Below are 12,882 nucleotides of genomic sequence, written 5' to 3' on the forward strand. Positions count from 1 at the left end.
CCGCCGAGGAACCCGCTGCGGAACCCGAGGGACCCGAGAACGCCCCGCCGCCCCGGCGCACCCCGCCGGGGCGGCGGGTGCCAGCCGTCCTCTCCACGCCCTCAGGACGGGTCCGGCAGGCGCGCGCTGAGCCAGCCGAGCGCGGGCGGGATCAGCCGGTCCCAGGTGGTGAAGTTGTGCCCGCCGCTGTCGACCGTCTCCTGGGCCACCACCAGCGGGGGACGGGCCGCCGCCGCGAAGGCGCTGGAGTCGGCGTAGGTGCTGCCGTCCTCCTTGCTGTCGGCGAGCAGCACCGACAGCGCGGGCGCCGGCAGGTGGGCGAGGCGCCAGTTCAGGTCGGCCTCGTTGCGGCGCTGCTGGCTGCCGCCGAAGAGGTCGCCGGTGGTGATGTCCTCCGCCGCCTTGAAGTAGCCGGAGAGCGAGACCGCCGCCGGGAAGGTGCCCGGGTGCACCATACCGAGCTTGACGGCGCAGTAGCCGCCGGTGGAGTCGCCCATCACGCCCAGGCCGCCCGAGCTCCCGCCCCCACTCCCGCTCCCGCCCCCGGCCTCGCCCCCGAGCACCCGGTAGCTCGCCCGCAGGTCGGCGGGCACGTCGGTGGTGAAGTAGGTCTGCGCCTGCGGGCCCTGCGGGACGTCCTCGCACTCGCTGTCCCGGGGCATGCTCGGCGAGGGGCGCATCAGCACCAGGACGGTCGGCTTCATGGCGCCCTTGCCGAGCAGGTCGAGTTCGGTGGCCGGGTAGCGGAGCTTGGTGACCAGGTTGGTGGCGTCCCCGGGGAAACCGGTCATCACCAGGACCGCCGGGAAGTGCCGGCCCTCGTTGCCGGGCTGGAAGTACTGGGGCGGCAGGTAGACGTAGCCGTCGGTGCTCAGCCCGGTGGTGCCGCCGGGCAGCCGGACCTTGTCCAGGCGCCCGATCCGGGCCGGGTCGTGGCTGCCCGGGCCCGCGCCGGTGATCTCCGCCGTGCCGAGCACCTGCACCCCGGCTGGCCCGCCACCCGGGGTGACGGTGGCGCCCGGGGTGCCCGGGGAGGCGGGCGCTCCCGGGGAGGCGCCCTGGATGACGCCGGCGCCGTGCTCTCGCCCCAGCAGGTCGGACCAGCTGCTGTAGAAGACGAAGTAGTCGTTGACGGCGAGCCCGAGCGTGGCGAGCAGCGCCACCTGGGTGACGGCGATGGTGCCGAGCCGCAGGAACATCGCGGGCCAGCTGCGGACGGCGAGCCTGGGCCAGACCCAGAGCGTGCCGAGCACCGTGGCCACCGCGAGCAGCGCGGCCAGCGCCAGCAGTTTGTGACTGGTGAGTCCCATCCGTCCCGGCCTCCCCCACCACTGTGGACCACCGGGCGGGGAACGCGCCCCCGTCACTCGGCCCCATCACTCGCAGTAGTGGCTCCCCCGCCGCTCGGCCAGCGCCTGCCAGACCTGGTCACGCAGGAACGGCGGGTCGGTGAAGCGGATGCCGGTGGCGTCGCGCAGCGCGTTGGCGAAGGCCGGGGCGACCGGGTTGAACGGGCTCTCGCTCATCGACTTGGCGCCGAGCGGGCCGATCGCGTCCGAGGTGGTGCTGAAGTGCACCTCGGTGCGCGGCACGTCGGCGTACGCCGGGAGCCGGTAGCGGCGGAAGGCCGCGGTGGTGACCTCGCCGTGCTCGTCCAGCAGCACCCGTTCGAACAGGGTCGCGCCGAGCGCCTGGGCGACCCCGCCCTCGACCTGGCCGCGGCACTGCATCGGGTTCATCACCCGCCCGGCGTCGGCGCCGTGCACGCTGCGCAGGATCCGGATCTCCCCGGTGTCCGGGTCGACGGCGATCCGGAACCACTGCGAGTTGAAGGCGATGGAGCGCGGCGAGCCGCCGAAGTGGCCGTCGGCGGCGAGCTCGACGCCCTTGCCCCGGGCGGCCTCGAAGACCTCCTTGAGGGTGATCGTCCGCCCGTCGCACTCGACCGCGTCGGCGCCGAGCCGCAGCAGGCTGCGCGGGGTGCGGGCGTACTCGGCGGTGAAGGTGAGGAGGCGCTCGGCGAGGGCGTTGGCGGCCTGCATCACCGCCTTGCCCGCGACCACCGTGCCGGCCGAGCCGAAGGCGCCGGTGTCGTGCCGGACCACGTCGGTGTCGGACTGCCGGACGGTGATCCGGTCCACGGTGGTGCCCAGGGCCCCGGCGGCGATCTGCCGGTGCACGGTGGTGGTGCCGTTGCCGAACTCGGCGGTGCCCACGGCAATGTCGTACCCGCCGTCCTCCAGCAGCCGCACCGTGGCGTCGGCGATGTGCCCGCCGGGCGGGCCGCAGGCGATGGCCGCCATCGCGAAGCCCTGGCCCACCAGCCAGCCCTCGGGGGCGAGTTCGGCGCTGGTGTCGTTCGCGAGGGTCTCCCGGACGACGCCGAGGCACTGGTCGAGGCCGTAGCTGGCGATGTGGAGGTCCTCCTCCTCGCCGAGCGGGCCCTCCATGTGCTCGCCGGGGCCGATGATGTTCTTCTCGCGCAGGACGAGCGGGTCGATGCCGAGGCGCCGGGCGAGCTCGTCCATCGCGGACTCCACGGCGAAGGTGACCTGCCCGAGGCCGTAGCCGCGGAAGGCCCCGGCCGGCACGCCGTTGGTGTAGACGGAGTACGCCTCCACCTTCTTGTTCGGCGCCCGGTAGACGCCCATCGACTCACCGACGCTGTGGAACATCACCGCCGGACCGTGGTTGCCGTACGCGCCGGTGTTGGACACCACCCGGAACCGGATCGCCGTCAGGGTGCCGTCCCGCTTGGCGCCGAGCTTGACGGTGATCAGGAACGGGTGCCGGGTGGTGGCGCCGTGGAACTGCTCGGCGCGGGTGAACTCCAGCTTCACCGGCCGGTGCAGCCGCATCGCCGCGAGCACCGCGATGTCCTCGGTGAGCATCTCCTGCTTGCCGCCGAAGCCCCCGCCGACCCGGCCGGCCACCACCCGGACCTTCTCCATCGGCAGGTCGTACAGGGCGCACAGGGCGCGCCGGGTGAGAAAGGGCACCTGGGTGGAGGAACGGACCACGATCCGCTCCTCCCCCGCACCCCCTCCGGCCTCGCCTGCTTCCCCGGGTTGCCCGGCTTCCCCGGGTTGCCCGGCTTGCCCGGCCGGTTCGAAGGTCACGACGCAGCCGTGGGTCTCCAGGCTGGCGTGCTGGACCCGCTGGGTCCGGAAGGTCTCCTCGTACACCACGTCCGCCTCGGCGAACCCCTGTTCCACGCTGCCGAGTTCGCCGTGGGCCTCGCCGCAGACGTTGTTCTCCGGGCGGGCGATCCGGGACTCCGGCCCCTTGGGGTGCAGCACCGGCGCGCCGGGCGCCATCGCCTCCTCCGGGTCGAGCACGTACGGGAGTTGCTGGTACTCGACGACGATCCGGCGGCAGCCCTCCTCGGCGGCCGCCTCGCTGTCCGCGACCACGGCGGCCACCCGCTGGCCGACGAAGCGCACCACGTCGTCCAGCACCCGGGTGTCGTCCGGGTCCTCGGTCGGGTGCTCGTGCCGGGCCGAGGAGTAGAGCCGCTCGGGCGCGTCGTGGTGGGTGAGCACCAGGTGCACGCCGGGCACGCGCAGGGCGGCCGCCGTGTCGATGGCGAGGATCCGGGCGTGCGGGTGCGGGGAACGCAGCAGCTTCATGTGCAGCAGGCCGGGCACCTCGACGTCGAAGGTGTAGCGGGCGGTGCCGGTGACCACCTGCGGGCCGGCCGGGGCGCCGAGGTTGCGGCCGACGGCGTGGCCGGGGTCGGGCTCCTCGGTGTGGCGGACGCCGTTGATCGCGTCCTCGATCGCCCGGTAGCCCGTGCAGCGGCACAGGTTGCCCTTCAACGAGCGCGGCAGGTCGGTGAGTTGTTCCTCGTCCAGGGCGCTGGTGGTCATCAGGAAGCCGGCCGTGCAGAAGCCGCACTGGAAGCCCTGGGCGTCCAGGAAGCGCTGCTGCATCGGGTGCAGTTCGCCGTCCGGTCCGGCCAGCCCCTCCACCGTGGTGACGGACCGGCCGGCGGCCCGGGCCGCCGGGTAGAGGCAGCTGTGCACCGGGTTGCCGTCGACCTGCACGGTGCAGGCGCCGCAGTCACCCGCGTCGCAGCCCTTCTTCACGCCGAACCAGCCGCGCTCGCGCAGGTAGGTGCGCAGGCACTGGCCGGGGCGCGGCTCGACCCCGGTGGGGCGGCCGTTGACGTGCATCGCGAAGCTCATCGCGCTGCCTCCTGGGTGGGGGTCTGGAAGCTCGGTACGGAAGCTCGGTACGGGGGCCGGGGCCGGGGGACGGGGGCCACGGCCGGGGCTGCGGGGCTCAGCTCGGGGAACCCAGCTCGCGCCGGATCTGCTCGGCGAAGTGGAAGGTCAGGTGCCGCCGCCAGGCGGGCAGCCCGTGGATGTCGTCGAAGTAGTCCTCCGGCCGGATGCCGTCCCGGATCGCCTCCTCGACGGCCGCCGCACTGGGTGCGGGCGGGAACCAGAACCGGAACGGGCGGACGGTGGAGGCGGTGACGGTGAGGGTCAGCGAGCCGTCCACCGGGTCCAGGGTGCCGACCAGCAGTGCGGCGGAGCGGCCCAGCCCGTACAGCGAGGCCTGGCGGAAGGCCGTGCGGCTCGCCAGCGCGCGGGCCGGCAGGGTGATCGAGCGCAGCAGTTCGCCGGTCCGCAGGTCCTTGCGGCCGGAGCCGGTGACGAACTCCGCCACCGGGACCTTCCGGTACTCGCCGGAGGGGGCGCGCAGCAGGCAGACGCCGTCCAGCGCGGCGGTGAGCGAGATCATCGGGCCGGCCGGCAGGCCGTTGCAGAGGTTGCCGCCGACGGTGGCCGTGTTCCAGATCTTCCAGGAGGCCAGGAAGGCCCGGCAGCACTGCTCGACCAGCGGCGCGGCCGTCCAGTCCGCCTCCTGGCGGCCGTACCGGGAGAGCCGGGCGACGGTGCAGGTCGCGGCGATCTCCAGGCCGCCGTCCGGGGTGCGGGTGAGCGGCTCCCAGCCCATCCGGCCGAGGTCGATCAGGCGGCGGATGTGCGGCTGCGGCTCGGAGAACAGGTACGTCCCGCCGCCGAGCCAGGCGTCGCCGGTCCGCCAGGGGCCGCCGAGCCGGGCGTCCCGCAGTTCGGCCACCGTGTTCAGATCCATGTCGCCCCTCCGTCCTCGGCCGGTTCCGTTCGTTCGGTAGGGCGATTGAAGCCGTCGGCGGGCGGGCGTCACGAGTGGTCCCGGGCACCATTCCGACCGGCCCGCCGCTGGTCGATCCTCCAAGCCGGGCGCGGCCCGTCCGGCCGTGGACCGGAGGGGAGTTGGCCGCTCCGCATGCCAACTTCGTCTGTCAACCTCGACTGTCAACTTCGACAAGCCTGTCGATGTCGGCATGGCCGGGCTATGCTGTCGGCAGGTCCGAAGGTGGACTCCTGTACCCGTCGACGTCCGCACCGCCCTGGCGCGCCCGACCGGAAGGAGGCGAGACACGCGGACCGCACCCCGGTGGGCCCCCGCCCGCGCGGCACCCGCGCCCGGGCCCACTCCCGGCCCCGTACCCGCGGGTCCGCCTCCGGCAGAACTCCCTTCCAGGGATGAACTGCTGACGCGGCGTCAACTCCGTGCGCAGTCCTTCACCACCTGGCCGTCCGGGCGTACCCCGAGCCGCTCGCCACCGTTGTACGGAAGGTGATCCGCCGCGCCCGCCCCCGCCCTCCGCACCCCCCGCCGAGGAAGAGGTACCCCATGACGACGTCCAGGCTCCTCCCGGACCCCCGTGAGGCGGCCGTCCTGGCCGCCGTCCTCGGGCTGCTCGTCCTGGAGGAGATCGCCCTCGGCCTCGCCGAGGAGGAGGACCGCCCCGTCATCGGCGGCATCCTGATCGGCGCCTCCTGTTCCGGCCTGCTGGTCGTCGGCGCGGTCCTGTTCAGCCGCTGGCTCGAAGCCCGCCGTCCGCTCCCGCTGCCCCCGCCCGGCCCCAACGGGCGCGAGTACAGCGCCCGGGCGCTCGAGGGCTTCCCGATGGAGGCCGTCCGCCCCCTGCTGCTCGCCGAACACGCCCCGCAGCTCGGCCAGTTGTACTCCGCCTGGATGCTCGCCCGGGCCGGCCGCACCGCCCCCTGGATCGCCCGCCGGCTGGCCCTGCCGGTCGAGGCCGTCCAGTTGCTGGTCGACGCCGCCCGCACCCACACCGGACCGCCGCTGCCGGGGGCGTGAGAGCCGGAGGCAGCGGCGGCGTGGTAGCGGCGAAGCCCCGGCACCGCAACACGCGGTACCGGGGCGGACGTTCGGGTACGGGATCAGCTCTCCCGGCCCGAGGCGTCGTCGACCAGGAACGCCGTGGTCGGGCTCGTCCCGGCCTCGTGGGAGACCAGCTTGAGACCGATGGTGGTCCCCCAGCCGACCTGGCCGATCACCGAGGAGAGGTCCACCGACTGGTACTGGTAGCCGTTGGTCGGGTTCCGGCTGCTCCAGGTCTTCACCGTGCCGAGCGGCTGGCCGGTGTACTGGTCGACCGCCACCAGCGACAGGGTGTCGGGCGCGGCGGCGGAGGTGTTGCTCGACTCCACGTCCAGCCAAAAGGAAAAGCTCGCCTGTCCGTAGCCCGGGTAGGTGTTCAGGTAGGTGGTGATGGAGTCGTCCGTCCCGGTGTTCTGGCCCAGCCAGGCGTACCAGGAGCCGGAGTGCGGCGCGTGCAGGCTGGACGGGGTGATGATGTTGTACCCCGACGGGCTCCACGCGTCCGTCATCACGGTGTGGTTGACGTCGGCCGAGCCGTTCTCGAACCCGGCGTCGGTGAGCTGCTCGATCGAGCCGCAGCCGGAACCGCCGGCGGCGCTGATGTTCTCCCAGAAGCCGGTGGACGCCGCCTTGCCCGCCGCGTCCGTCGCCGTCACGTCGATCCGCTGGTAGCCGTTGGTCGCGGCAGCGGTGCCGGCGATCACCCCGCTGTGCGGGTCGATGGCCAGCCCCCGCGGCAGCCCGGTCGCGCTGTAGGTGAGGGCCGAGCCGGTGCCGGAGACGCCCACCGCCGGGATGGACAGCGGCTGGCCGGCCTTGTCCGTACGGTCGCACATGGTGCTCACCGAGACCGGCGGGGAGGCCACGATCGGGTCCGAGGCCATGCACAGGTGGTCGGTGTTGGACCACAGCGTCTGCAACGGGAAGCTGCCCGTCGCCAGGTCCTCGAAGAACAGCCCGCCGTTGGCGCCCTTCGGGATCCAGGCGCACTTGTCACCGATCTCCTGCCCGGTGGCGTCCGTCCAGCCGCCCGGGGTGTTCGGGTCGCTCACCGTCTCCGCGTACTCGTGGCCGCCGATGATCCCGTAGCCGTCCAGCCGGCCCCGCGGGGTGTTCTCGCCGAACCAGTTGGTGCCGCAGCCGGCCACGTCCGTCAGGTACGGCATGTTGGTGTAGGCGAGCTGGCCGTACGGGGAGCGCTGGAAGTCGTGCCAGGCGCAGTAGCCCAGCTCCTTCCACTTGTCCGGGTCGGTGCCCTGCGGCGAGTCGATGATGTACTGCACGTTGCGGTTCTGCGCCTCGGTCAGGTTGCCGAAGTGCTTGGCCGCGGCCAGCGCCTCCGCCCCGAGCTGCGGCTCGGTCGCCGCCTGCGGCGCGGGCGCGGCGTTGTCCACCCAGACGCCCGCCAGCACGCTGCCCTGCTGCGGGTACGGGATGTGCGCGGCCCCGGCCGGGCACTGCACGGAGCCGGCGGCGATGCCCTCGCAGTACTGGGTCAGCACGGCGCTCCAGCCGTCGCCCTGGCTGCCCAGGCCCTTGAAGAAGTCCTGCTGGTAGGGCGCGGCCTGGTCCGGGTCGCCGGTCACGACGGTGTCGCCGGTCGCGTTCGTCGACGGGGTGCCCCACTGGGAACCCCACAGCACCAGGTACACCTTGGGCGCGCCGATCACCACACCGGTCGACTCCTGGCCGCCCTTGTAGGTGACCTGGAGGTCGTACTCGTTGGCAACGCTGCCGTCGCCGTCCTTGCCGCCGGTGCCCGGGTCGGCACCGTCCACCAGCTGCGGCGCCTTCGTCGTGGCGCCCACCGGGCCGGCCTTCGCGGCCCCGACCCGGCGCGGGCCGGACTTCTTCGGGGCGACGGCCTTGTCCGTCCTCGGGGTGCCGGGCTGGGCGACGACGGTGGCGGCCTGCGGCGCGTGGGAGTCGGCCATCGCGGACAGCGGACTGCTGAGCGCGGCACCGGCCATGGCGGCGGCGAGCGCCACCAGGGCGGTCCGCGGGGCGCGGACCGGGCGGCGGGCGCCGCTGGGCATGCGGGATCGGAATCTGAACACGGGTCGGGTTCCGTCTCTCGAGACGTGGGGGGAGGGCGGGACGCACACGCGGTCCGGGCGGACGGGGATCCGGGCCTCACTCCGGGCCGAGCGCTGTGCAATGCGCCATATGATATTTCACTGATGGTCGCGCACAAGGTCCCCCACCCGGGGCCCGGCAGCGACACCCCCGGGGCCGAACAGACCCGCACCGCACCCCACCAGGGCCGATCACCCCATCACCGCCCCGCGGGCAACTCCCCCGGCGGGCGCGGATTTTAACTCCCCCTTACCAGGCCCCGCCAGGACCTTGGCATTCCTCAGACCCGCCGCCCCACATGCGCCTGCGCATACCGCTCATACTCCGGCGCGGCAGCGGCCAGCACGCAGCCCTGCTCAGGGGTGGACTCGGCCGCTACGAGGACTCCGCCATCGGCACCCGGGCCAGCGCAGCACGGACAGTCTCGGCGAGATCGGGGACGTCGACGCCCCACTCCTGCAACCAGGCATGGATCTGCCAGGCCGGTCGTCCGTGCCGATACGCCTCAGTCAACAGCTGCGCCAGAGACGGCGCGCCATCCCGACGCTCAGGTGCAAGCACTCGAAGCAGCTCCATTGCCTCGCCCGGGGTGAGGTCGGACGGGAGGGCCTCGCATGACAACGGAATCCCTCGGGACCTGAGGTGCCCGGCGAGTTCCTCAGGCCGCCGACTCATCTCGCCCGCCGCCCTGATCAGGCTGGCGAACGGCACGACACATCCGAGCCTCAAGTCCTCCCACCTCATCGGTCCGTGGGTGGAGAACAGTAGGAGGTCCAAGGGTGTAAGAAGCTCCGGCACGGACATGGGGATGTTGAATCCATACGCCCGGTATCGATCGATCGCCTCCTGGAGTGAGAACCTGCCGAGCTCCACCAGCTTGAAGAGTCCGGCATAGGAGAGCATTCCGTGCTCCCGAACCGCGAACAGCTCCAGGTCTCGCGCCGCCGCATCGGAGGGGAGAAGCGGGACGGGAACTCCGACAAGAGTCAGTCGATCGACGACCTCGCCAACAGTGATGGCCTCACGCACCGCTGCTCGCAGAACGCGAGCAGCCGACACCTCGACAGAACGGTGGAGCCACGGACCGGAGCCGTCGAGACGAGTGCTGAGGAGCCGCACGTCGCTGTCCGAGGGAAAGTCCGGTAGTCCCGTCCTGTCCGCCGTGAAACCGTACCCAGCCAGGGTCGAGCAAATCTCGGCAACCGGCAGTCCGAGGACCAAACTGGCCTTGGCCAAGTGACCGGGCGCAACCGTACCGTCCTCCTCGAACATCACCACGAACGAACTCCACCCCTCAGGCGTCCCGGCCAAGAACACCGGATCAGCCAGGAGCCGCGACACGGCCTCCAGCCCACCGTCAGCCGTCAGCCTCCCGTCTCGCTCAAGGATGCCGAAAGCCCTGGCGACCCCCGACCCCTGTTCACCCTTCGTCAGCGCATCCGGCTTCTCGGCACGGGCGAACCCGAGCCTGTCGGCCCGTTCACGCACTTCGTCCTGAGAAATTCCCAACTCGACTGCCACCTTGGCATGCCAGTGCTCCTCTCGGACATCCCGCCACATCCGTGGGTAGCCAGAGGTCAGAACCACGAAGTCGGAGGGCATTGCCACCCGAACCTCACCAGCGTCGCGGACCTTCGAATCCGTCACTCCGAGTTGCGCGAGAACCTCATCCCGACCATGTGCCATCAATCGCCACAGCACCACATGATCAGGGGGAAAGGCGTCCAACCTCTTCCCCTCAGCAGCCTCAGCGTCCAGGAAGGCGAGCAGGTTGCGGTCGGCGGCAAAGCACCCGGTTCTGACCAGGTCAAAGGTCACTCCTTCCCAGTCCCGGAAACATCCCTGCCGAATGGCCTCTGCCGCCACGAGGTCTGCGAGTTGAACATTCTGATCGGTGATACGACTGATCCACTCCATACTGAACAGCGCCGAATCAGATCGCACCAACTCCTCGGCAGCTGCGGCCAGAACTGCACCAACCGGCACGGACACGTCGTCGATGACTCGCCGCCGATCCACTGAGAGCTTCCCCGGCGCGAGAGGGCCGAACAGGTTCACGACGGCACCTACCAGCCCTAACGCCGGAAGGACCCCCCGTTGCACCTCCGGTTCCACGAGCAGGCCGTCAACCAGCAGCGCCCCGCCCGTCTCGCACCAGACCACTTGCGCACCGTCCGGCGCCTCGGCCCACGGCACCATCAGGCCGCCGGCATACAGTCCGAAGTCGCCGGCCGAGTGATTCTCCCGGGACCTGAAAACCCCCGCTTCCCACACCGCCTCGCGAGCACCGTCGTTCACGGTCGTACGGAACTCCGCGATACCCAGGAGGCGTTCTAGGACCTCCAGAACGGACCACGAATCGGCGAGCTCGATGTCATCCCGCAGGTACAGGCGGACCGTCGTGCCGGGATCGCGGGGCTTCTCCGGTTTCGTCTCGATACGGAAGAGGTGGCTTGGGCCGTAGATGGAGACGTCGAGGAGTGGGCCGAGTCGGCCGGTGGCGTCCATGCGGCAGGTGGTGACCTGGATTTCCTCGGCGAGCATGAAGTAGCTCAACACACCAATGCCGAAACGGCTGTTGGGGTAGAGCTCGACGGGTGGGTCCGTCTTGCGCCACTCGGCGCGTTCGAGCTTGAAGTCCAGCTGCTCGGCGAACCTTGCGCCTGCGTTGGAGAAGACTCCTCGCAGCTCGGCCTCGCCCATGCCGACGCCGTCGTCCTGGCATTCGAGGTAGGGGCGGCCGTTCTCGTCCACGCCCTGGCGGAACTCGATGCGACCTTCGTAGGTGTAGGTCGCCAACGGGTTGGTGCGGTCCAGAAACTGCGTGCGGGCGCGGCGGTAGCGGCAGGCGTCCAGGGCGTTCTGGTAGAGCTCCCGAACGGCCAGGTCCCGGTCGCGGTAGAGCTCGACGCCCATCAGCAGGCTGCGCACCCGTCGTTCGTCGAGGCGGAATCTCGCCCAGCCGGTGAAGGCGCCGCTCGCCGGGGCGGCTTCGTCGGAGGTGAGGCGGGTGGGTAGGGGGTGGTCCTTGAGAACCCGGCGGACGGTGTGGAGCAACTCGTCGGCCCGGGCGGTGTATTCGCGCAGGCCTTCGACCACGGCCTCGTGGTGGCAGTCCGCCCGCAACACGGGCAGGTCGTAGGAGCCACCCCACACTGCCTCGTCGAGGGTGCGGCGCAGCTTCCCGAGGTCGACCTCGTGCGGGATGCCCAGGTGTTCGGCGACGATCTCGGGCAGCGCCGTCATCTCGATGGCGGTGCCGTATGCCAAGGCCAGCAGCAGCGCCAACCTGGGCTCGCGGACGTGCTGTTCGCCCGGAGCCCTCAGGTGGTCGTCCTCGCGCAGGCCGGCGAGGTAGTCGCGGTTGCCGACGTCGGGGCCTCGGCGGAGGCCGTGCAGAAAGGCGCAGACGCGCTTCAAGGAGAAGGTCTCACCGAGCTGCTCGGCGAACATCGGCAGCTCGTCGAGGAGCGTACGGACGCCGTCCGGGTCGGCAAGGTCCTCGTGTTGGTCGAGCCAGCGGTGGAAGAGCCACCAGCTGAGAGGGGACGCGGAGCCACGGCGGGCACGGTGCACGAGCAGGTCGTGGGATTCGATGAACTGCTCGTAGGCCGCCCGGTCCGCGTCGGGTTCGGCGCACGGCTGGAGGTCGGTCGGGCGGACGGCGGCCCGCGCGGCGGCGAGCTGCAGGGAGCGGACCCGGTAGAGGAACGGCACCACGACCAGAAGTGCCGCCTCGGCCGGGTACAGGTCCAGGGACTCGTCGCCGAGCAGCCAGCCGAGCCGTTCGGCGAAACGGACGGCAATGCCCGGGTCTTGCCAGGGGTCGGCAGCGAGTTGCTCCTCGTCCCGCAGGCCGGCGAGTGCCTCGACGGCCGCGAGGGCGACCCTCCGGTACGGTTCCGCGTCGCGGTCGGGCCTGACGTGTCGCCAGGCCCGGGACTGCGCCGCGCACCGTACCCACGGGTCGTCGGCGTCCGTGGGGCCGGGCGGCGCCGCGCCCAGGTACAGGTTCTGGATGGTGTCGGCCTGCACGGCCGACCCGCCGACGACGACGCCGCTCATCGAGTTCGACGTTTCGCTGACCACTCGTGCCCTCCCTCACGTGCAGGGCAACGAGCGTAGGGCAATCAGCCGACGGCGAGTTTCACCCGGCGGGAGTCGGCGGCGGCGGACGGGGTGGAGCCGATGTTGGAGACGGTGGCGATGAGGACGGCGTCCGCGCCGGGGATCCAGTTGACGGTCTTGGACTGGACGAGCAGTTGCCGCTGCTGGACGGTGCCGTCGCAGACGATGTCGGCCTCCGGGGTGCGGCTGGAGCCGAAGGCCTTGGAGGAGGAGTCCTCCGGGTCCTGCTGTTCGACCGAGACGGTGAGCGAGCGGGCCTCGTCGGCGACCGAGCACAGGTAGCTGACGTCGACCCGGGCCCGGCTGGGGATCTTCGGGTCGATCACGACGTCACCGAGGGTGACGGTGGTCGTGGCCGCGTCCTCGGCCGGGGCCGCCACCGGGGCGGCGGCCTGGGCCGGGGCGATGGCCTGGGCCGGGGCGGCGAGGCCGACGAGGGCCGAGGTCAGTACCGTCAGGACGATCCACCGCTGCACTGCAACCTCCGGGGGT

General features: G+C 71.7%; 7 protein-coding genes. 1 reads left to right on the forward strand and 6 read right to left on the reverse strand.

The window, feature by feature from the left end; all coding sequences use genetic code 11:
- Nucleotides 1–101: 101 nt before the first annotated feature.
- From ACZ4W5_RS20475 to ACZ4W5_RS20485, 3 genes are all read right to left on the reverse strand, one after another.
- The gene (locus ACZ4W5_RS20475) at nucleotides 102–1,310 is read right to left on the reverse strand and encodes an alpha/beta hydrolase (protein WP_465655977.1); all 1,209 of its coding nucleotides are present in this window, start codon (nucleotides 1,308–1,310) and stop codon (nucleotides 102–104) included.
- A 66-nt stretch (nucleotides 1,311–1,376) separates the two neighbouring features.
- Nucleotides 1,377–4,187: a molybdopterin-dependent oxidoreductase gene (locus ACZ4W5_RS20480; RefSeq protein WP_465655978.1), complete on the reverse strand. Its 2,811-nt coding sequence runs from the start codon at nucleotides 4,185–4,187 to the stop codon at nucleotides 1,377–1,379.
- Between the two features lie 97 nt (nucleotides 4,188–4,284).
- Nucleotides 4,285–5,106 (reverse strand): FAD binding domain-containing protein, encoded by an 822-nt coding sequence (locus ACZ4W5_RS20485; RefSeq protein ID WP_360238528.1) that lies wholly within the window; start codon nucleotides 5,104–5,106, stop codon nucleotides 4,285–4,287.
- Between the two features lie 585 nt (nucleotides 5,107–5,691).
- Here ACZ4W5_RS20485 and ACZ4W5_RS20490 point away from each other — a divergent pair.
- Nucleotides 5,692–6,162, forward strand: coding sequence for a hypothetical protein (locus tag ACZ4W5_RS20490; protein WP_465655979.1), 471 nt, complete (start codon nucleotides 5,692–5,694; stop codon nucleotides 6,160–6,162).
- 83 nt (nucleotides 6,163–6,245) lie between these two features.
- Here the strand turns inward: ACZ4W5_RS20490 and ACZ4W5_RS20495 are convergent, their stop codons facing one another.
- The 3 genes from ACZ4W5_RS20495 to ACZ4W5_RS20505 all read right to left on the reverse strand — a co-directional run bounded on the left by ACZ4W5_RS20495 (nucleotide 6,246) and on the right by ACZ4W5_RS20505 (nucleotide 12,866).
- Nucleotides 6,246–8,222, reverse strand: a complete 1,977-nt coding sequence (locus ACZ4W5_RS20495; RefSeq protein WP_465655980.1) for a putative Ig domain-containing protein — start codon at nucleotides 8,220–8,222, stop codon at nucleotides 6,246–6,248.
- A gap of 415 nt (nucleotides 8,223–8,637) precedes the next feature.
- On the reverse strand, nucleotides 8,638–12,351 hold the full coding sequence (locus ACZ4W5_RS20500; RefSeq protein ID WP_465655981.1) for an HD domain-containing protein: 3,714 nt from the start codon (nucleotides 12,349–12,351) through the stop codon (nucleotides 8,638–8,640).
- 41 nt (nucleotides 12,352–12,392) lie between these two features.
- Complete coding sequence (locus ACZ4W5_RS20505) at nucleotides 12,393–12,866, reverse strand: hypothetical protein (RefSeq protein WP_465655982.1); 474 nt, start codon at nucleotides 12,864–12,866, stop codon at nucleotides 12,393–12,395.
- Between the last annotated feature and the right edge of the window lie 16 nt (nucleotides 12,867–12,882).

The sequence above is a fragment of the Kitasatospora sp. NPDC029367 genome, from assembly GCF_055569135.1.

Bases quoted from the DNA above. Each gene is read 5' to 3' on its own strand.
- ACZ4W5_RS20480 (WP_465655978.1), bottom strand. From the start codon at position 4,187: ATGAGCTTCGCGATGCACGTCAACGGCCGCCCCACCGGGGTCGAGCCG.
- ACZ4W5_RS20495 (WP_465655980.1), bottom strand. From the start codon at position 8,222: ATGCCCAGCGGCGCCCGCCGCCCGGTCCGCGCCCCGCGGACCGCCCTG.
- ACZ4W5_RS20490 (WP_465655979.1), top strand. From the start codon at position 5,692: ATGACGACGTCCAGGCTCCTCCCGGACCCCCGTGAGGCGGCCGTCCTG.
- ACZ4W5_RS20475 (WP_465655977.1), bottom strand. From the start codon at position 1,310: ATGGGACTCACCAGTCACAAACTGCTGGCGCTGGCCGCGCTGCTCGCG.
- ACZ4W5_RS20485 (WP_360238528.1), bottom strand. From the start codon at position 5,106: ATGGATCTGAACACGGTGGCCGAACTGCGGGACGCCCGGCTCGGCGGC.